Annotated in this window: 17 protein-coding genes; 6 read left to right on the plus strand and 11 right to left on the minus strand. The window is 42.0% G+C overall.

Going from position 1 to position 21,643, the window contains the following annotated elements:
• Positions 1 to 129 precede the first annotated feature (129 nt).
• Complete coding sequence (gene lysC, locus QQJ93_RS10550) at positions 130 to 1,479, plus strand: lysine-sensitive aspartokinase 3 (RefSeq protein ID WP_089123534.1); 1,350 nt, start codon at positions 130 to 132, stop codon at positions 1,477 to 1,479.
• A 225-nt stretch (positions 1,480 to 1,704) separates the two neighbouring features.
• Here lysC and metH read toward each other — a convergent pair whose 3' ends face one another.
• Positions 1,705 to 5,403 carry a methionine synthase gene (gene metH, locus QQJ93_RS10555; RefSeq protein ID WP_089122258.1) on the minus strand — a complete coding sequence of 1,233 codons (3,699 nt, stop codon included), beginning with the start codon at positions 5,401 to 5,403 and terminating at the stop codon, positions 1,705 to 1,707.
• A gap of 217 nt (positions 5,404 to 5,620) precedes the next feature.
• On the opposite strand from metH, the gene QQJ93_RS10560 reads away from it, so the two are divergent.
• A complete protein-coding gene (locus tag QQJ93_RS10560; RefSeq protein WP_089122257.1) occupies positions 5,621 to 6,964 on the plus strand; it encodes a cation:proton antiporter in 1,344 nt (447 codons plus the stop codon).
• Between the two features lie 102 nt (positions 6,965 to 7,066).
• On the opposite strand, the gene metA is transcribed toward QQJ93_RS10560, so the two are convergent.
• The 9 genes from metA to zapE form a co-directional block, all read right to left on the minus strand.
• Positions 7,067 to 8,008 (minus strand): homoserine O-acetyltransferase MetA, encoded by a 942-nt coding sequence (gene metA, locus QQJ93_RS10565; RefSeq protein ID WP_089122256.1) that lies wholly within the window; start codon positions 8,006 to 8,008, stop codon positions 7,067 to 7,069.
• Positions 8,009 to 8,215: 207 nt separating this feature from the next.
• Positions 8,216 to 8,701: a ClpXP protease specificity-enhancing factor gene (gene sspB / locus QQJ93_RS10570; RefSeq protein ID WP_089122255.1), complete on the minus strand. Its 486-nt coding sequence runs from the start codon at positions 8,699 to 8,701 to the stop codon at positions 8,216 to 8,218.
• A 2-nt stretch (positions 8,702 to 8,703) separates the two neighbouring features.
• Positions 8,704 to 9,339 (minus strand): stringent starvation protein SspA, encoded by a 636-nt coding sequence (gene sspA, locus QQJ93_RS10575; protein ID WP_027697782.1) that lies wholly within the window; start codon positions 9,337 to 9,339, stop codon positions 8,704 to 8,706.
• 155 nt (positions 9,340 to 9,494) lie between these two features.
• The gene (locus QQJ93_RS10580; protein ID WP_089122254.1) at positions 9,495 to 10,235 is read right to left on the minus strand and encodes a cytochrome c1; all 741 of its coding nucleotides are present in this window, start codon (positions 10,233 to 10,235) and stop codon (positions 9,495 to 9,497) included.
• Positions 10,232 to 11,500, minus strand: a complete 1,269-nt coding sequence (locus QQJ93_RS10585) for a cytochrome b (RefSeq protein ID WP_089122253.1) — start codon at positions 11,498 to 11,500, stop codon at positions 10,232 to 10,234. The genes QQJ93_RS10580 and QQJ93_RS10585 overlap by 4 nt, the downstream gene beginning before the upstream one ends.
• The gene (petA, locus tag QQJ93_RS10590; protein WP_089122252.1) at positions 11,500 to 12,093 is read right to left on the minus strand and encodes a ubiquinol-cytochrome c reductase iron-sulfur subunit; all 594 of its coding nucleotides are present in this window, start codon (positions 12,091 to 12,093) and stop codon (positions 11,500 to 11,502) included. Before petA ends, QQJ93_RS10585 begins: the two co-directional genes overlap by 1 nt.
• A gap of 519 nt (positions 12,094 to 12,612) precedes the next feature.
• Positions 12,613 to 13,005 (minus strand): 30S ribosomal protein S9, encoded by a 393-nt coding sequence (rpsI, locus tag QQJ93_RS10595; protein ID WP_089122251.1) that lies wholly within the window; start codon positions 13,003 to 13,005, stop codon positions 12,613 to 12,615.
• 15 nt (positions 13,006 to 13,020) lie between these two features.
• On the minus strand, positions 13,021 to 13,449 hold the full coding sequence (rplM, locus tag QQJ93_RS10600; RefSeq protein ID WP_089122250.1) for a 50S ribosomal protein L13: 429 nt from the start codon (positions 13,447 to 13,449) through the stop codon (positions 13,021 to 13,023).
• A 319-nt stretch (positions 13,450 to 13,768) separates the two neighbouring features.
• A complete protein-coding gene (zapE, locus tag QQJ93_RS10605; protein WP_089123533.1) occupies positions 13,769 to 14,869 on the minus strand; it encodes a cell division protein ZapE in 1,101 nt (366 codons plus the stop codon).
• 182 nt (positions 14,870 to 15,051) lie between these two features.
• On the opposite strand from zapE, the gene zapG reads away from it, so the two are divergent.
• The 4 genes from zapG (at position 15,052) to QQJ93_RS10625 (ending at position 19,219) form a co-directional block, all read left to right on the plus strand.
• Positions 15,052 to 15,492, plus strand: a complete 441-nt coding sequence (gene zapG, locus QQJ93_RS10610; protein WP_089122249.1) for a Z-ring associated protein ZapG — start codon at positions 15,052 to 15,054, stop codon at positions 15,490 to 15,492.
• Between the two features lie 94 nt (positions 15,493 to 15,586).
• Entirely contained in the window at positions 15,587 to 16,960 is a 1,374-nt protein-coding gene (locus QQJ93_RS10615; RefSeq protein WP_089122248.1) for a Do family serine endopeptidase, read from the plus strand.
• A gap of 244 nt (positions 16,961 to 17,204) precedes the next feature.
• Positions 17,205 to 18,269: an outer membrane-stress sensor serine endopeptidase DegS gene (gene degS / locus QQJ93_RS10620; RefSeq protein ID WP_089122247.1), complete on the plus strand. Its 1,065-nt coding sequence runs from the start codon at positions 17,205 to 17,207 to the stop codon at positions 18,267 to 18,269.
• Between the two features lie 74 nt (positions 18,270 to 18,343).
• Entirely contained in the window at positions 18,344 to 19,219 is an 876-nt protein-coding gene (locus tag QQJ93_RS10625; RefSeq protein ID WP_089122246.1) for a DMT family transporter, read from the plus strand.
• A gap of 126 nt (positions 19,220 to 19,345) precedes the next feature.
• On the opposite strand, the gene parC is transcribed toward QQJ93_RS10625, so the two are convergent.
• Positions 19,346 to 21,619 (minus strand): DNA topoisomerase IV subunit A, encoded by a 2,274-nt coding sequence (gene parC, locus QQJ93_RS10630; RefSeq protein WP_089122245.1) that lies wholly within the window; start codon positions 21,617 to 21,619, stop codon positions 19,346 to 19,348.
• Positions 21,620 to 21,643: the final 24 nt, after the last annotated feature.

The following is a 21,643-nucleotide window of genomic DNA, read 5'->3' on the forward strand; positions in this document are numbered from 1 at the left end:
GATCACGATTCAAGTGATTCACTTCTATGTATTTCCCCCGCTCTAAGAAATCTCTCTTCAACATTGGACGTTCGTTTATTGATTGTTGATATCAATAAGCATTATTTGAGAATTATGGGAGACAATGCCGTGAGCGCATTTAACGTAGCAAAGTTTGGTGGCACCAGTGTGGCAAATTTCGAAGCCATGAGTCGTTGTGCCGCTATTATTGAAGATAATCCATCCACTAAACTAGTTGTTAGTAGTGCCTGTTCTGGCGTGACAAATTTATTAGTAGAGTTAGCACTTGGGGTGCAAAATTCCGATGATCGTGTTGCGACAGTCGAAAAAATTCGTTCTATTCATTACAGCATCATCGAACAATTTTCCGAGCAAGAAAAAACCAGACATGCGATCGATACCATTTTAACGACGCTTTCTAGCATGGCTGAAGCTGCTTCTTTCCAATCGAGCGATAAACTCACCGATCATATCGTGGCGTGTGGCGAATTAATGTCGACTCATATTTTGACTCAGTTGATGGTAGAGCGCGGCATTAACGCGGTTCGATTTGATATTCGTGAAGTATTACGTACCAATTCTGATCACGGTAAAGCTGAGCCAGTTATTGCCGATATTTCTGCTCTAGCACAACAAAAACTCACTACGCTTTGCCAACAGCATGTTGTTATTACACAAGGCTTTATTGGTAGTGATGCTGATGGTAATACCACTACGCTTGGTCGTGGTGGTAGTGATTATAGTGCAGCATTAATTGCTGAGGCGGTTAAAGCTTCAGGCTTAGAGATTTGGACTGATGTTCCAGGGATCTACACCACAGATCCTCGCATTGCTCCAAAAGCGACACCAATTCCGGAAATTAGCTTTAGTGAGGCCTCTGAAATGGCCAACTTCGGGGCGAAAATTTTGCACCCTTCGACTCTACTTCCTGCGCTTCGCCACCAGATCCCAGTATTTGTAGGATCTTCTCGTGAGCCAGAAAAAGGTGGTACTTGGATCCGCAAGCAAGTAGAAAGTGCTCCATTATTCCGTGCACTGGCGTTACGTAACAACCAAACCATGGTGACATTACGTAGCCCTGATATGTTCCAAACGTATGGATTCTTAGCTCAAGTATTCAATATCTTAGCTAAATACCAGATCTCGGTAGATTTGATCACCACTTCAGAAGTGAGTGTGTCGTTGACACTCGATCAAACCAATACGTCTGGTCAAGCACCTGAACTGCCTGCCGATGTACGCGCAGAATTAGAGCAATTATGCCTAGTTGAGGTGGAATATAACCTAAGTCTAGTAGCATTAATCGGTAATAAGATGAGTGCTAAAAAAGGCTACGCTAAACAAGTCTTCAGCGCGCTAGAAGATTTCAATTTACGTATGATTTGTTACGGTGCTAGTCCACATAATTTGTGTTTCTTGGTAGGGGAAGCGGAAGCGAAAACTGCCGTGGAAGTATTGCATCGGGAGTTGTTTGAATAAAGGTAGCTAGGTTTCTAGTCCCTAGTACCTAGAAAAAGAAGCTCGAGGAAACTACTTTAACTTCTTTATTCAGTAAATAAAATTTCAAATATTCAGAAAGATTAAAGGCGATAACTGATGATAGGTTATCGCCTTTGTTTTAGCTTAAAAGGTGGTTAAGTATAGAGAAAAACTCGCAGCACCTCCGCCTAGGGACTAGGAACCAGGAACCGCTCTTCCCTATAATCAACTCAAATTCGGCCCTAGCCATTTCTCCATTTCCACTTCATCCCAACCTTTACGTTGTGCATACTCTTCCGCTTGATCTTGTTGGATCTGGGCAATCGCAAAATAGCGAGAATCAGGGTGAGAGAAATACCAGCCTGATACTGAAGCGCCCGGCCACATTGCATAACTGGTAGTTAAAGACATGCCGATGGTTTCTTCAACCTTGAGAAGCTCCCACAAACTGCCTTTTTCAGTATGTTCAGGGCAAGCTGGGTAACCGGGTGCAGGGCGGATACCTTGGTACTTTTCACGAATCAGATCATTATTGGTTAAGTTCTCATCCGCAGCATAGCCCCAAATATCTTTACGTACTTGTTCATGCATATATTCAGCAAATGCTTCGGCTAAACGGTCAGCCACCGCTTGAATCATAATGGCATTAAAGTCATCACCTTGCGCTTTATAAGCATCCGCTAATTCACGTTCACCAATACCACCAGTAACCGCAAAACCACCAATCCAATCAGATTTACCACTATCTTTTGGCGCAATGTAATCCGATAAACAGTAGTTCGGGCCTTTTGGTTTCTCCGTTTGCTGGCGTAAGTTATGCAGCACTTTAATCACTTGTGTGCGAGTTTCATCCGCATACACTTCAATATCATCCCCAACACTATTAGCAGGGAACATGCCACACATACCGCTCGCTTTAAGAATGCCATCTTGCTCTATTTGATCTAAGAAAACATTAGCGTCATCGAATAAGCGCTTAGCCTCTTCACCAACTTCTTCATGCTCAAAAATAGATGGGTATTTACCCATTAATCCCCAAGTTAAGAAGAACGGCGTCCAATCGATATATTGACGTAAAATTGCCGTATCAATATGCTCAAACACATGCACGCCCGGTTTAACTGGTGCTGGTGGGGTATAGCTTTGCCAGTCAATATTCACCTTGTTGGCACGTGCCTGCTCTAGTGTTACAGGCTTAGTGCGAGGACGCTTACGCGCATGCTGATCACGCACTCGATCATAGTCTAGATCAAGTTTCTCAACAAATGCTGGACGTAAAGAGTCAGAGAGTAATGCCGAACATACTCCAACCGCTCGAGAAGCATTGTTCACATACACAACAGGTTGAGAGTAATTTTGTTCAATTTTCACCGCGGTGTGAGCTTTTGAGGTAGTTGCCCCACCAATCAATAAAGGCAAGTCAAAACCTTGGCGCTCCATCTCTTTCGCCACATGCACCATTTCATCGAGTGATGGAGTGATCAGGCCAGATAGACCAATAATATCGACATTTTCTTCTTTGGCGACTTTCAAAATAGTCTCGGTTGGCACCATAACACCAAGATCGATGATCTCGTAATTATTACATTGCAACACAACCCCAACGATGTTCTTACCAATGTCGTGAACGTCGCCTTTTACTGTTGCCAATAAAATTTTACCATTGGTTTGCCCGACTTGCTTTTCAGCGTTGATGTAAGGTTCTAAGTAGGCCACCGCTTGCTTCATCACGCGCGCCGATTTCACAACTTGAGGAAGGAACATTTTACCTTCACCAAACAAGTCACCGACGACGTTCATGCCATCCATCAGTGGGCCTTCAATCACCTCAAGAGGTTTGGCAGCTTTAGCTCGGGCTTCTTCAGTATCTTCAACAATAAATTCGGTAATGCCTTTGACTAAGGCATGCTCAAGACGCTTTTCGACTTCCCAAGTTCGCCATTCCAATAAAGCAGGATCTTCCGCTTTACCAACTCCGTTTGAACGGTACTGTTCAGCCAATTCTAGTAAATTTTCGGTCGCATCGGCATGACGGTTAAGCACCACATCTTCAACCGCATCACGCAGCTTTTCCGGTACGTTATCGTAAATTTCTAATTGCCCTGCGTTAACGATCCCCATATCCATACCACGTTTAAAACAGTGGTATAGGAATACCGCATGGATTGCTTCACGTACGTAGTTATTGCCGCGGAATGAGAACGAAACGTTAGATACGCCTCCAGAAATCATCGCGTAAGGCAGATCACGCTTAATATCGCCCACTGCTTCAATAAAATCGACCGCATAGTTATTGTGTTCATCAATACCGGTGGCAATGGCAAAAATATTAGGGTCGAAAATAACATCTTCTGGCGGGAAACCCACTTCATCAACCAGAATACGATAGGCCTTGGTACAAATTTCGGTTTTACGTTCACGAGTATCCGCTTGGCCAACTTCATCAAATGCCATTACGATAACTGCCGCGCCATAGCGACGGATCAATTTGGCTTGCTCAATAAAGTTCTCAACACCTTCTTTCATCGAGATAGAGTTGACGATGCCTTTACCTTGTACGCACTTTAAGCCGGCTTCAATGACGTCCCATTTAGAAGAGTCGACCATGATAGGAACTTTCGATATTTCTGGCTCAGAGGCACATAAATTCAAGAAGCGTTCCATGCAAGCTTTAGCATCGAGCATCCCTTCATCCATATTGATATCGATGATTTGAGCGCCATTGGCTACTTGTTCGCGAGCCACATCAAGCGCTTCATCATATTGCTCTTCAACAATCAGACGCTTGAACTTAGCGGAACCCGTTACGTTAGTACGCTCGCCGACGTTCACAAACAACGAATCTTTATCTATGGTAAGTGGCTCTAAGCCCGATAGGCGGCAAGCTTTTGGTAATTCAGGCAATGCGCGAGGTTTTACCCCTTCAACAACACGTGCCATCTGACGAATATGCTCAGGTGTAGTACCACAGCAGCCACCAACCATATTTAGAAAACCACTTTCAGCCCATTCTTGAATATGCTTCGCCATTTCACGCGGTTCAAGATCATATTCACCGAAAGCATTAGGTAAACCGGCATTAGGGTGAGCGGATACATGGCTTTCTGAAATACGCGATAGTTCTTCAACGTATTGACGTAGTTCATTAGGCCCTAGTGCACAGTTGAGGCCAAATGACAATGGTTCAACATGGCGCAATGCGTTATAAAATGCTTCGGTCGTTTGCCCTGAAAGCGTACGACCAGAGGCATCTGTAATCGTGCCTGAAATCATCACCGGTAGTTTGAAGCCAAGCTCATCAAATACGCTTAATACCGCGAATGCACAAGCCTTTGCGTTTAAGGTATCAAAGATGGTTTCAATCATGATGATGTCCGCACCACCATTGATAAGCGCGCGGGTAGATTCAGAGTAAGCAATCACTAACTCATCAAAACTGACATTACGAAAACCTGGATCATTTACATCGGGAGAAATTGAGCAAGTACGATTGGTTGGCCCTAGTACACCTGCAACAAAGCGAGGCTTATCTGGTGTTTTTGCTGTCCATTCATCAGCCGCTTCACGAGCAAGTTTCGCCGCGGCAAAGTTTATCTCTGCACTTAAGCTTTCCATGTCGTAATCAGCCATCGCAATGGTAGTGGCATTGAAGGTATTGGTTTCTAGAATATCGGCACCAGCCGCTAAGTAGTCACTGTGTATTTTTTTTATTAACTGCGGTTGCGTTAAAACCAATAAGTCGTTATTACCTTTAAGATCACTATGCCAATCCGCAAAGCGCTCTCCTCGATAGTCATTCTCTTGTAATTGATGAGACTGGATCATGGTTCCCATGCCACCATCAATCAATAAAATGCGAGATTTTAATAACGTTTGAATTTGATGTTTTACTTCACTGTAATGAGAATTTGTACTTCCAGCCACGATACAACCTCTTTCCTTGATTCGTTAAGACATCCTAACATGCTTTATTTGCAATGGAAATCTAGACGTCTAAAATGAAATTTAAATCTCTAATATATCCTTTTTAACATGATTTTTATCTGCTTTACTCTAATCTTGTTAAAAATGTATTGATATTTATCAGTAAGCACACGAAAATTGCGGAATTACAATTTGTTACATTAGCCAAGGTTAAACTATGTCGGTCTATAATACCCTCTGCTTCCTATCGTTTGCTGCGATGGTGATTGCATTGATTAACAGTAAGTTTGGTCGCCTGCAAACGACTATTGCTATTACAGCGGGCTCAATGATGCTCTCGCTACTTATTATTATTGCCGGCCATAGTGGCTGGTTTAACCTTATCGACATCGCTTCAAAAACGATGACGGAAATTAACTTTGAAAGCTTCTTACTCAATGGGGTGCTTGGCTTCTTGTTATTTGCCGGTGGTTTAGGCATCAAGTTACCGCATTTTGCTGATCAAAAATGGGAGATCGCCATCCTTGCATTTGGTGGCACCCTATTTTCTACTTTCTTTATCGGTTTCAGTTTATATGCAATCTGCGATGCGATTAACATTCATATTGATTTAATCTACTGCATTCTGTTTGGTGCACTTATCTCACCAACCGATCCAATTGCGGTACTGGCAATTGTTAAGAAACTCCAAGCGCCACAACGCATCTCAACTCAAATTGAAGGTGAATCGCTATTCAATGATGGTATTGGCTTAGTTATTTTTGTCACTATCTTTACCGTCGCATTTAGTGGCCAAGCCCCTACTCCTGGTGGCGTGCTGACATTATTCTTACAAGAAGCAGTTGGCGGCATCGCTTACGGCTTTGTTCTAGGTCTATTGTTCCACTACCTAATTAGCTCAACCAATGATCACTCAATGGAATTACTCTTGATGATCTGTATTCCAACCGCCGGCTACGCTTTTGCTGAAACACTTGAAGTATCGGGACCACTAGCAATGGTCGTTTCCAGTATCATGATTGGTAACTGGACACGTTATGTTGGTTTTTCTAAAGAAAGTACCGAGCACATGGATCACTTCTGGGAACTAATTGATGAATTCCTTAACGGTATTCTGTTCCTACTTATCGGTATGTCTCTATTGTTGTTCGAATTCCACTCTGAAGATTGGATTATGATGGCGATTGCAGTACCACTGGTTCTACTGTCTCGTTTCCTAAGTGTTTGGATTCCATTTATCGGTTTTAAACGTTTTAGAACCTACAACAAATGGTCAGTGAAAATCCTAACTTGGGGTGGCTTACGTGGTGGTTTGGCACTAGCAATGGCGCTATCGATTCCACACGGTAAATACTTTATAACCTCTGCCAATATTGATATTAAAGAGATCATAATGGTGATGACCTACGCGGTAGTAGTCTTCTCGATCCTAATTCAAGGTTCAACCATTACTCCTATGATCAATAAAGCGAAAGTGGTACAAAAACAAATGGAAGAAGCAGATCAGCTACGTGCTCAAATGGAAGTGGATTCGAAAGATCAGGAAAATAAACCAAGCTAATAATTAGCCCATTCACTATATCGCCTCACAAAAAAGCAGCATAACTTTAAGGAATCTTCCAAAATAGTTATGCTGCTTTTTTGGGTTCTAAAACTTTATTTATCAATCATCTTTGGTGAAGTTATCTATCGAGAAATGGTCAAGATCGTAAGGTGTTTGCTGGTAGACACAGTAATTTAACCAGTTAGAAAACAATAAATGACCATGGCTTCGCCAACTGGCAATCGGTGGATTGTCTGGGTTGTCATTTGGGTAATAGTTCACTGGGACAGCAGGATCCATTCCTTCAGCTAAATCTCGCACATATTCATTATGTAAAGTATGAGCATCATATTCAGGATGTCCTGTGACAAATACATGCCGCTTATCTTTACTACTCGCAAGATAAACACCAGCATCATCAGAAGTCGCTAAGATATCTAAATCAGTATGTTCAGATAAATATTCTGAAGTGAAATCGGCATAGCGAGAATGAGGTGCTAAGAAGCTATCATCAAAGCCTCTGACTACCGGATGAAACTCACTAACCACATCATGATGATATACACCTGACAGCTTCTCTTTACGAGTACGTTTAGGTAAGTTATACAAAAGCTTTAAGCCAGCCTGAGCTGCCCAACAAACATATAATGTAGAAGTCACATGGTCTTTAGCCCACGACATTATTGTCTGCAAATGCTCCCAGTAAGCTACATCTTCAAATTGCACTAGCCCTAATGGCGCCCCCGTAATAATCAAGCCATCAAAATTTCTATTTTTCACTACATCAAATTGGCGATAAAAATTATTCAGGTGTTCGGTTGGCGTATTTTTACTTGGGCGGTCATCAATACGCAGCAACTCAATATCAACTTGCAGCGGACTGTTTGAAAGTAAGCGTAAAAACTGAGTTTCCGTCTCAATTTTTTTCGGCATCAAATTTAAGATCAATACTTTAAGTGGACGGATCATCTGCGTAGTCGCACGTGTCTCCGACATAATAAAGATTCTTTCCTGACGTAAGATATCAGAAGCAGGAAGTTGATCGGGAATCTTGATTGGCATTGCACTCTCTCCATAAGCAATCTAGACGTCTAAACACCCACGAGTATATCAAGACAAAAAGGAATGTCGAGCAGGAATATAAGGAGAGTCCATTGCTTACTTCTGTTTATTCCACATTAAGTTTAGCTCAAAAAAAAGCAGCGCATTAAATGCACTGCTTTTGAAAACGAAATGACTTATACCCAAGTTACTTGGGTATAGTTATCACTACTTAACGATAGTTAAACTCGGGCGACCTTTAGGTTTAGCCGAAGCTTCAGGTTCATCAGTAGTTGATGCTTTAGGATCTTCATCACTTGAGCTAGTAACACTTGATAGTGACGATACTGGCTCTTCTTCGATGCCAGCTTCCATCTCAGCAGTGTAAGCATCTTCTGGTTCAAACATAGTTCCAGCGCCGTTTTCACGTGCATAGATAGCCTGTACTGCATACATAGGAACAATGACGGAATGTGGACGACCGCTAAAGCGAGCATTGAACATAATGGCATCATTACTGATTTCTAAGTTACCAACCGCTCGTGGCGCAACGTTCAAAATAATCTGTCCGTCTTGCACAAACTCTATTGGTACACGTACACCAGGTAATGTCGCTTCCACCACTAAGTGTGGAGTCAGTTCATTATCCACTAACCATTCATAAAATGCGCGCACTAAATAAGGGCGTCTTGGTGTCATTTTGTCCATATCCATGATTAACGAACCAAGCGCATTTCTCGTTCAGCTTCTGTTAATGAAGCTAAGAATGAATCACGCTCAAACACGCGGCTCATGTAGATTTTTAGCTCTTTTGAACCAGGGCCAGATAGCTCAATACCAAATGTCGGTAGACGCCATAGTAATGGTGCTAAGTAGCAGTCGATTAGGCTAAACTCTTCGCTCATGAAGTGCTCATATTCAGCAAAAACAGGAGCCAAAGTTAACAAGTCATTACGTAGTTTAGTACGAGCCGCTTCCGCTTCTTCAGGTGTACCTGAAACAATTTTCTCTGCTTGTGAATACCAGTTACGCTCAATACGGTACATCATCAAACGGCTATTACCACGAGCAACAGGATAAACAGGCATCAAAGGTGGATGAGGGAAACGTTCATCAAGGTATTCCATGATGATATTTGAGTTATAAAGTGCAAGCTCACGATCGACTAGAGTCGGAACTGACTTATATGGGTTAAGTTCAATAAGTTCAGTTGGTAAGTTATCTTCTTCAACTAACTCAACTTCAACACTAACCCCTTTTTCGGCTAGAACAATACGAACCTGATGGCTATACATATCTGAAGCACTTGAAAATAGAGTCATCACAGAACGTTTATTGGCAGCTACAGCCATTGAGAAGCCCTCCAGCACACTTAAAAATAAAAAAGAATGGAGGCTCAATGCCCCCATTATATAAAAATTAGCAAGGAATTTTAGCACAAATGTTTACATTCAGGCTAATTTTTATTCCCAAGGCTTACTGATTATAGCTCAATAAGCCTTAGCTATTAATGAACATCACGCCAGTATTCTTTCTTCAGTAAAACCACTACGATAGTAAAGATCACTAAGAAAGCCATTACCCACCAACCTAGAGCGTGGCGTTCTAGCTTCACAGGGTCACCAGAATACTCAAGGAAATTAACTAAATCACGGACAGTATTATCATACTCTTCCGTCGTTAACTCACCCATTTTAACGATTTTAGTCCCTGTGACGACTTTATGCTCTTCACCATCGACTGTCGTGGTTTCAAATACAGGCTCAGGGATCCCTTGTAAACCTTCCAGCACGTGTGGCATACCAACATTAGGGAAAGTCGTGTTATTCACCCCAAATGGACGAGATGGATCAGCATAAAAACTGCGTAAATAGGTGTATAACCAATCAACACCACGTACTCGAGCGACTAAAGTTAGATCTGGTGGCGGAGTACCAAACCATTTGCCAGCATCTTCTGCTGGAATCGCATTGGTCATCAAATCACCGATTTTCGCATTAGGATCAAACACTAGGTTTTCCATCATTAAATCATCTGGAATACCTAAATCTGTCGCGACACGCTGATAACGTTGATATTGCGTTGAATGACATGCTGCACAATAACTCATAAAGGTTTTAGCACCACGTTGTAACGATGCTTTATCCGTTAAGTCATTATTAGCACTGTCTAAATGTACATTTCCACCTGCTGCCATTACCGTGAATGGCAACATAATAGTCAAAAGTCCTACAATCCACTTTTTCATTTGAATGTTACCCTCTCTGGCAATGGTTTCGTCGCTTCATTTTTACTATAGAAATACAGTAGAACGAAGAACATGAAATATCCTAGGCTAAAGATCTGTGATAACAAGGTATACAGTGGTGTTGCAGGTAAAGTACCTAAAACACCTAGGCCAATGAAACACACGACAAACTGAATAATATTCAATAAGTGCCACTTGCTTCGGTAGCGGTATGAACGAACTTTACAACGGTCAAACCAAGGCAGTAGGAATAGGAACAGAATCGATGCTCCCATTGCCGCTACACCTAATAATTTATCAGGAACCGCACGTAAAATTGCGTAGAACGGTGTGAAATACCATACTGGTGCAATATGCTCAGGTGTTTTCAGCGGGTTAGCAGCTTCGAAGTTTGGCGGCTCAAGGAAGTATCCCCCCATTTCTGGGTTAAAGAACAACACATAACTAAAGAAGAACAAGAAACCAGCAACACCGACCAAATCTTTAACCGTGCCATAAGGATGGAAAGGTACTGAGTCGATGATGTTATATTTCTTAGTGAACTGCTTATGGAATTTAAATTGTGTCTTATGCTCGCCGTTATCATCTGGCGCTTTTGGAATCTTAGTATCAATACCATCAGGGTTGTTCGAACCTACTTCATGCAAGGCTAGTACGTGTAATACAACCAATAGCAATAATACAATCGGTAATGCAATCACGTGCAATGCGAAGAAACGGTTTAGCGTCGCGCCTGAAATAACGTAGTCACCACGAATCCATAGTGTTAAGTCATCACCAATAACAGGAATCGCACCAAATAGTGAAATGATTACCTGTGCGCCCCAATAAGACATTTGTCCCCAAGGTAATAGGTACCCCATAAAGGCTTCAGCCATCAGTACTAAGAAGATCAACATACCGAAGATCCACAATAGCTCACGTGGCTTTTGATAAGAGCCGTAGATAAGGCCACGGAACATGTGTAAATACACCACAACAAAGAACGCAGAAGCGCCAGTTGAGTGCATATAACGAAGTAACCAACCATATTCCACATCACGCATGATGTATTCAACTGAGGCAAACGCACCATCGCCAGAAGGCACATAGTTCATTGTTAACCAAATGCCGGTAAGGATCTGGTTAACGAGTACCAACATAGCTAAAGAACCAAAAAGATACCAAAAGTTGAAGTTCTTCGGCATTGGATATTCAGATAAGTGCTTTTTATAAGCATCCATCGCAGGTAGACGTTTTTCTACCCAATCAAGTAAGGCTTGCATCAGGCTCCCTCCTCACGACTTTCGCCAATGATAATCCGTGTATCACTCAAATAGCCATGTTCTGGAACCACCAAGTTTAATGGTGCCGGCACGCCTTGGAATACACGCCCCGCCAAATCAAACTTTGAACCATGACATGGGCAGAAAAAGCCTGATTTCACGCCTTGAACTTGCTCACTAAAAGTGTCTGGTAGATAAGTCGGTGAACAACCAAGGTGAGTACAGATACCAACTGCAACAAAGTATTCAGGCTTTATTGAACGATATTTATTTTGAGCGTAACTAGGTTGCTGCTCTTGCTCTGATGCAGGATCACGAAGCTTATCACCCAAAGCTTCTAGCTGCTCTAAAGTGCTTTGAGAACGACGTACAACCCAAACCGGTTTGCCTCGCCATTCAACACGAACTAGCTGACCTTCTTCTATTTTACTTACATCGACTTCAACTGGAGCACCAGCCGCTTTTGCTCTTTCACTTGGATTCCAAGATTTAATAAAAGGCACGGCGACAGCCACAGCCCCTATTCCACCCACAACCGCAGTGGTGGCAGTCAAAAAGCGCCGACGGCCATTATTGATAGGCGCATTGCTCATCCAAACATCTCCCAATCTGTATTAAATACAAAAGAGTAACCCAATCCTTAGATCTTGCGACCTTTGTACTCTTAACGTGCATTTTCATTTTTTTAAAATCGATTTAAATAACATCGATATTAATATGCTTATTATCATGCACATGTTTATAAAAATTCTTTTAAATGATAAAGAAACCGCTACATAGAGACAAGGTAAAGCTACCTTTTAGTAACATCTGTGACCCATATTTGTTTAGGACTTCACAAAAGCGCCTAAAAACCCTAAATACAAGGGGATGAAGAATAAGCAGAAAGTCTAAAAGACCTAAAACAAGCCAGATATTGCAAGATAATCTACCCCAAATGACACATTATGTAACATTTAGGTTTTAAGGGAGGTTTGAGAAAACAGTAGGGATTAAAAAGGAAGTATTTTCTACAGATACAAAAAAGCCCGACCGAAGCCGAGCTTTTGTAACCACACACCAGAAAACTGGTGACGTTGATTTGCAATACAGAGAAAACTCTGTAGAGAAAATTAACGCTTAGAGAATTGTGGTTTACGACGTGCTTTACGTAGACCAACTTTCTTACGTTCAACGCAACGAGCGTCACGCGTAACATAGCCAGCTGCGCGTAGAGCAGGACGTAGAGTTTCATCGTATTCCATAAGAGCGCGTGTGATACCGTGACGGATCGCACCAGCTTGACCAGAAATACCACCACCTTTAACAGTGATGTATAGGTCAAGTTTCTCTACCATGTCAACAAGTTCAAGAGGTTGTTTAACAACCATACGTGAAGTTGGACGACCGAAGTAGGTGTCTAGGTCACGCTTGTTAATTACGATGTTGCCGCTGCCTGGTTTGATGAAAACACGAGCAGCTGAGCTTTTGCGACGGCCAGTGCCGTAGTATTGATTCTCTGCCATTTCGATAATCCTCGATTAGATGTCTAGTACTTGTGGTTGTTGAGCAGCATGGTTGTGCTCAGCGCCAGCGTAAACTTTTAGCTTACGGTACATAGCACGGCCAAGAGGACCACGTGGTAGCATACCTTTAACAGCTAGTTCAATAACCATTTCTGGCTTTTTATCAATCAGTTTTTCGAAAGAGATTGATTTTAGGCCACCAGGGAACTCAGAGTGACGGTAATAGATTTTACCTTTCGCTTTGTTACCTGTAACAGCTACTTTCTCTGCGTTTACAACGATGATGTAATCACCAGTGTCAACGTGAGGAGTGTACTCAGCTTTATGTTTGCCACGTAGGCGAGATGCAATTTCACTTGCTAGACGGCCAAGAGTTTTACCTTCAGCGTCTACAACATACCAGTCGCGTTTTACAGTTTCTGGTTTAGCAACGAAAGTTTTCATGCTAATAATACCCGTTTAATTTAAATTCATAGTTTAAGGAACAAGCAACCGCTTATTACCCTTAGGATAAGAAGCTCTAAAAGCTTATTCCCACTGTCTAAGAGTCCCATTCATCACCCCTTCGAGTCGTTGGTACTCTCGGCTTCGTCCATAGAACTTAGCCTGCAGTAACGGTGGGTCGCAGGATTATAGAGAAGAGTGAGGGAAAAATCATCTATTTTTACCAAAAAACTGAGATTAATTATAAAAACCAATGAATCACTACCTAATTCCCTTTTTTAGCATAAAAATCCAGCCAGCACTTACTCACAGACCTATATTAAGCCAAGTGTTCATTGGCTAGGTAATCAATGCTTTGCATCTCGATCAAACGTGATTGGCAACGTTGGAACTCAAATTCAAGCTGTCCTCCGCTATATAAAGATTCTAGTGGGACTTCTGCTGAGATAATTAGCGTCACATTACGCTCATAGAATTCATCAACCAAAGCAATAAATCGACGTGCTGCGTCATCTCTATTACGCCCCATTTGTTTCACTTCAGAAAGTAAAACCGTGTGGTACAAGCGTGACATTTCAATATAATCAGACTGACTACGTGAGCTTTCACAAAGCTGAGAAAAACTGGCATACAACACACCATCGCAAACCCCTTTAACCTCAATTTTACGATTATTAATCTCGACTAATTGGGTTTCTCTACATTCATCTCGACTAAGTTGCAAGTAATAGTGCTCTAAATTTGCTTGTGCTTTTTCATCCAATGGAAAGTGGTAAATTTCCGCTTGTTCAAGGGTTCGCATTCGATAATCAATACCGCTATCAATATTCACTTCAATACATTGCTGCTCAATCAACTTAATTGCCGGTAAAAAACGGGCGCGTTGTAAGCCATTGCGGTATAGATCTTTAGGTGGAATATTCGATGTCGCCACCAGCACAATGCCACGTTCAAATAAAGCTTCAAACAATGTCCCCAGAATCATCGCATCGGTAATATCAGAAACAAAAAATTCATCAAAACAAATGATATCCGCCTGTTGCTTAAACCTATCAGCAACTATATGTAACGGGTCACTGACATCTTTTAAGCTGGAAAGCTCAGAATGCACCTTTTGCATAAAACGATGAAAATGCATGCGACTCTTTTTCTCGTAAGGCAACGCATCAAAAAACAAATCCATAAGATAAGTTTTACCGCGACCTACTCCCCCCCAAAAATATAACCCTTTTGGAATGATGACCTGAGCCTTCCGACCTAACAATTTTGAAAATAAACTCGGTTTTTCTGGTGGAGTTGATACATACTCAAGAAATTGGTGATAAAGTTGATCCAGTTTCTCAACGGCATATTGTTGTGCGGGGTCATGCTGAAATCCAGAATGTTCAATGTCGTACTGATACTTTTGCTTAGGCGTCATCATTCAATGTCATCCATGAATACGAAATAAAGTGGAATGTTGAGAAAAAATAGCCCATCTACGTTAGACGTTTTTAAGGGCAGTTTTTGCTTTATAGAGCAAGAATCTCATAGTACCATGTATTGCAAACATGTATAACACGTCGTAATAAACATGTTAAAAATCAATAGTAAGGAGCTTGTATGGCTTTTCTTTATGCTGCAGTAGGTTTGGTTATCGGTATCATTATCGGCATTATCGTTGCCCGCTTAATGACGCCTGAATACAAGAAACACAAACAACTACAAAAAGAACTCGAGACTGCTAAATTTGAACTAGAGCAGCATCGCCAAGATCTTTCTGATCACTTTTCAAATGCCGCTGAAATGCTTGATACTCTAGGCAAGAATTACACTAAGCTTTATCAACACATGGCGCAAACGTCATCTGATCTATTACCAAATATTCCCAAGCAAGATAACCCATTTATCACCCAATCCACTGAAGAACCATCGGAAGAACGTAGTAAACCCGAAGAAACACCTGAAACTCAACCTAAAGACTACGCCAAAGGTTCAACGGGGTTACTAAAAGAACAACCAAAGACTTATGTTGATTCTCCAAAGCTAAATAAAGCGTCATAAATAGCTATCATTAAACAGTTCAATTTGGGAACTTTGTAAAGGTTTTTAGTTCTAATCCCTTGATCTTGATTTTGTTCAATAAAGGAGTATTAGAATGAAAAAACCTTTACTTGTTTTGAGCGCTATCTCATTAAGCCTCAGTGCTATCCTTACCCCGGTTTCAGCTTCAACAAACCTTCCTAATTCGGTCAATGGTCAACAAATGCCCAGCCTAGCTCCTATGCTAGAACAAGTGACGCCTGCAGTTGTCTCGGTATTAGTTGAGGGTAAAAAAAATGCCAGCAATCAATCTATTCCTGAGCAATTTCGCTTTTTCTTCGGCCCTGACTTTCCAGCACAATCACTTCCTGAGAGAGAGTTTAGAGGATTAGGATCTGGAGTTATTATTGATGCCCAAAATGGCTATATAGTTACGAATTACCATGTCATCAATGATGCCGATAAAATTCTCGTGGCATTGTCAGATGGACGAGAAGTTAAAGCAACACTCATTGGTGGCGATAAATTATCCGATATTGCGATCATCAAACTCGACAAGAAAGTCTCCAACTTGGTGCAAATAAAAATGTCCGATTCCGATCAATTACGTGTCGGTGACTTTGCTGTAGCAATAGGTAATCCATTTGGACTTGGTCAGACTGTTACTTCAGGCATTATTTCTGCACTAGGACGTAGTGGACTAAATATTGAAAACTTTGAGAACTTTATTCAAACCGATGCAGCTATCAATACTGGTAACTCAGGTGGCGCACTGGTTAATCTCAACGGTGAACTTGTCGGGATCAATACCGCAATCTTAGGACCAAGTGGAGGCAATGTAGGAATAGGTTTTGCGATCCCCTCTAACATGGTGAAAAACCTAACTGAGCAAATTATTGAATTCGGCGGCGTTAAGCGTGGCATATTAGGGATTCAAGGTGGAGAAATTACGCCAGATCTTGCCGAAGCTATGGGGTATAACAACAGCAAAGGCGCTTTTGTCAGCCAAGTACTGCCAGATAGTGCTGCCGAGAAAGCTGGACTACAAGCGGGTGATGTGATCACTTCAATAAATAATAAAAATATTGATACCTTTGGGGAGCTTAGAGCGAAAATCGCCACTATAGGAGCTGGCAAAACCGTCAAGCTTGGCTTAATTCGTGATGGTAAAGCGTTAACCAAAACCGTGACACTGGGTGAAGCGGAACAAATTCAAGCCAGTGCCAGTGATATTCACCCTGGGCTAGAAGGTGCGAAATTCAGCAACACCGACAGTAGCGATGCTATTTCAGGAATTAAAATTACCGACATTGCCAAAGGTTCACCCGCCGAATCCTATCAGCTACAACAAGGCGACATTATTATTGGCGTGAATCGAACTCGCGTGAAAAACCTCGCGCAAATGAAAAAAGTACTCGAGCAAAAAACGAATATTCTCGCTTTAAATATCCAACGAGGCGATCGAACCATTTATCTTGTGGTGAAATAGCCTCCTGAAAACAGCGCCATTCAAATATATACAGATTGATTTGAAAGGTGCTTACATTCCTTCGTCAATCTTCCTTACCTAAAGGTTTGGATGATAGCTCTGAATTCTGCATCTTGAAGTCACTTGGGTATAAAGCCCAACTTAAAGAGAAGTTTATCGATAAACTTCTCTTTTCTTTGCTTTCCATCCAGTGCTATTCTTTGCCAAATCATCTCTTTTCTAATTCTGCCTATTTGAGGAAAAAATGCTTAAATTTTTGCTTCGACCTATTCTTATCGGGCTAGCAACAGCAGCGGTCATTCTCATTGCCGTTCCCTCATTACGTCAGGATTTAGTTCATATTGAAAGTGAATCTAAAACTGAAAATATCAATGATGTACAAGTTTCATTCAGCCACGCGGTACATCGTGCAGGCCCTGCTGTCGCAAATATTTATAGCCGTCAATATGTAGAAGGCGATCGTTTAAAGCTTAAAACTCAAGGGCTTGGATCTGGGGTTATTGTATCAGATAAAGGCTATATCATTACCAACTACCACGTAGTCGCACAAGCCGATCAAATCGTAGTCGCCTTGCAAGATGGCCGAGTATCGAGTGCTCAATTAGTTGGAACCGATAAACAAACCGATATTGCGGTACTCAAAGTTGAAATGAGCAACTTACCCGTTATTCCACAAAATTCACATAGCAAAACCAAAGTTGGCGATATTGTTTTAGCGATCGGTAACCCTTATAACCTAGGTCAAACCACTACGTTTGGGATTATTTCGGCTATTGGCCGTTCCTCCGTCAGCGCCGATGGCCGTCAAGCCTTCATCCAAACAGATGCAGCAATTAACAAAGGTAACTCTGGGGGCGCATTAGTGAATACCCGCGGTGAACTTATTGGTATTAATACGGCTTCATTTCAACAAGCCACTGATCTTGAAACCTATGGGATCTCTTTCGCTATTCCCTACCCTTTAGCGTATAAAATAATGACTAAAATTATTGCCGATGGTCGGGTGATCCGTGGTTACATTGGCATTGATGGTCAAGACATGAATGCGGTTGCCGCACGTCTACTGGGTATTGATCAGGTTAACGGTATTATTGTGTTAAGCATTGCCGAAGGCGGTCCAGCAGACAAAGCTGGCTTAAAAGAAAAAGATGTACTTGTTGGTATTGATGGTAACAAAGTACTTAATAGCCAAAGCGTCATGGAGATAGTCACCGAACTTAGACCTGGCACCACGGTTAATTTTGATGTGTTACGTGACGGTAAAACCATTACTCTCCCTGTCACAATAGAAGAAGACCCTAGGGATTAAAGTGCTCATACCCAAATGACTTCAAGATACAAAATTCAATAAGTATCAATTTATAAACTAAATGGAAACCTACCATGACATGGATATTATTTACTTTGATGGCTGCTTTTATGCAGTCTTGGCGCAATGCTTTTCAAAGTAAATTATCCGCAGAAGTCAAAACACTAGGGGTAACACTGGCACGATTTTTATGGGCTAGCCCGATTGCGGCGCTGTATCTATTTGTCCTCTATCAAACCCACCCTGTCGCTTTACCTGAGCTCAATACGCGTTTTGTTTCTTTTGTCATAGCAGCCGCTTTAATGCAGATTCTTGCTACTGCGCTAATGGTACAATTGTTTAAACTCAATAATTACGCAATAGGTGCAGGGCTTGCCAAAAGTGAAGCATTAGCCGCTGCTATTTTAGGAATGCTGTTTTTTGGTACGCAATTATCATTACTCGGCTGGCTGGGCGTTTGCTTAGGTGGAATTGGAGTATTTCTTTTGAGTACTACTTCAGGAATTCGAGGGATTTCCCTTTCAACTGTGTTACTGGGTTTATGTTGCGGTAGCGCATTTGCCTTAACTTCCCTATGGATCCGCGAAGCGAGCCTCTCACTTAATTTGCCCTTCCCTTATAACGCTGCATGGGTATTGTGGTTAGTAATTAGCATACAAACTCTGATCTTGCTGCTTTATATTTTCATAACGGATAAATCTACATTACAAGACCTGTGGCAACGCCCAAAACTGACATTTCTAGCCAGTGCGACAAGCTGTTTGGGCTCTATTGGTTGGTTTAGTGCCATGTCGCTGGAAGCAGTACCATATGTTAAAACGCTAGGGCAAGTTGAAATCTTTTTTACTATGATGATTTCAGTGCTTTGGCTAAAACAGAAGGTCAAAATTAAGGATGGCTTAGGTTTAATTCTGGTCGCGATTGCGGCAATTTTAGTTATGTGGAGCTAGCCGAGTTGCGAGTTGCGAGTTGCGAGTTGCGAGTTGCGAGTTGCGAGTTGCGAGTTGCGAGAAATTATAAAGCCGCTAAACAACCTGTCTAGCGGCTTTGATTATTTTTGATAACAAAGAATGAATTTACTCTTCTTCGTTACTTACCGAACTATTAGCTTCCACTTCAATGCGAGTTACACGTTGCAAGCCTCTTGGTAGTTTACCCCCTCGACGACCACGTTCACCTCGGAAATTATCCAGATCTATCGGTTTCAAGCCTAGTTTACGTTTTCCTGCATATAAGGTCACTGTGACACCATAAGGAATGGCAATCAGTTGCGAGACCACTTCTTCACGTGCTTTAGCTTTAGCGGAAGGAATATTAATGATCTTATTACCTTTACCTTTACTTAGTTGAGGCAAGTCTTTGATCGGGAATAGAAGCATTCTGCCATCATTGGTGATCACTAAGATTTCATCTTTCTCGATATCTGAAACCGGGCTAGGTGGTAGCACTTCTGAGTTTTCAGGAAGATTTAATAACGCTTTACCACTGCGGTTTTTCGATAATAGATCCGCACCTTTACATACAAAACCATAACCGGCATCAGAGGCAATTAACCATAATTGATCTTCTTCACCCATCACCACTTGGCGAATTTGACTGCCTTCGGCAATACCTAAACGGCCAGTGATCGGTTCCCCCTGACTACGTGCTGAAGGTAGCGAATGAGACTCTAATGAATAGCTACGCCCATCGGAACCTAAGAACACCGCTGGCTGGTTACTCTTACCATGCGCTGAAGCTAGGTAACCATCACCCGATTTATAGTTAAGTGTTGAAGCATCGACATCATGACCTTTTGCATGACGAATCCAACCTTTTTCAGATAGTACTACCGTAATGGGTTCACTTGGAATCAAGTCACGTTCCGTTAAGGCTTTCGCTTCCGCACGCTCAATTAGTGGAGAGCGGCGATCATCACCATATTTTTCCGCATCCGCTTGGATTTCTTTCTTGATCAAAGTATTTAAACGACGATCAGAGCCCAGCAATTGCTCTAGTTTTTGACGTTCTTTTTCCAATTCATCTTGCTCACCACGCAACTTCATTTCTTCAAGCTTGGCTAAGTTACGCAAGCGAGTATCTAGAATCGCATTGGCTTGAATTTCGGTAATCCCAAAACGTGCCATTAGCACTTCTTTTGGTTCGTCTTCCGTACGGATAATTTCAATGACTTCATCAAGGTTTAGATAAGCAACCAATAAACCTTCTAAGATGTGCAAACGATCAAGTACTTTGTCTAAGCGATGTTGCAGACGACGACGAACTGTCGTTTTACGGAATTCAATCCACTCGAGGAGAATTTGAACTAAACCTTTCACTTCAGGACGATTGTCTAAACCAATCATATTTAAGTTAACACGGTAGTTTTTCTCAAGATCGGTAGAAGCAAATAAATGGTTCATCAACTGATCACAATCGACACGGTTTGAACGCGGTACAATTACAATACGAGTTGGGTTTTCATGATCCGATTCATCACGTAGATCATCCACCATAGGCAGCTTTTTAGCTCGCATTTGGTTAGCAATTTGCTCAAGCAGTTTTGCACCAGACACTTGGTGAGGCAACGCGGTAATCACAACGTCAGAACCTTCTTTGTGCCATACTGCGCGCATTTTAATGCTGCCACGACCATTGCGATAAATTTTTTCAATATCAGTAGGTGACGAGATGATTTCCGCTTCAGTTGGGTAGTCTGGGCCTTTAACATGCTCCATCACTTCGCCCAAATCGGCTTTCGGGTTATCGATCAAATGCACCGCAGCACCAGCAATTTCGCGTACGTTATGTGGCGGAATATCGGTCGCCATACCGACGGCAATACCGGTAATACCATTGAGTAAAATGTGTGGTAAACGCGCCGGCAGCATTTTCGGCTCTTTCATGGTGCCATCAAAGTTTGGTGTCCACTCCACCGTGCCTTGGCCCAACTCTCCAAGCAATACTTCGGCAAACTTAGATAATTTGGCTTCGGTATAACGCATTGCGGCGAAAGACTTAGGATCATCTGGCGCCCCCCAGTTACCTTGACCATCAACCAATGGGTAACGGTAAGAGAACGGCTGAGCCATTAATACCATAGCTTCATAACAGGCAGAGTCACCATGAGGGTGGTATTTACCAAGTACATCACCGACAGTACGCGCCGATTTTTTATATTTTGCTGCCGCGGATAAACCAAGTTCAGACATCGCATAAATAATACGACGCTGTACTGGCTTGAGGCCGTCCCCAACATACGGTAAGGCACGGTCCATAATTACGTACATTGAATAGTTTAGATACGCATCTTCTGTAAACTTGCGCAGGGCTAACTGTTCAACACCATCAAATGTCATTTCAGAACTCATTGATTAACCTTAATTCTTTTCTAT

This window comes from Vibrio algivorus (genome assembly GCF_030161215.1).
Lineage (GTDB): Bacteria > Pseudomonadota > Gammaproteobacteria > Enterobacterales > Vibrionaceae > Vibrio > Vibrio algivorus.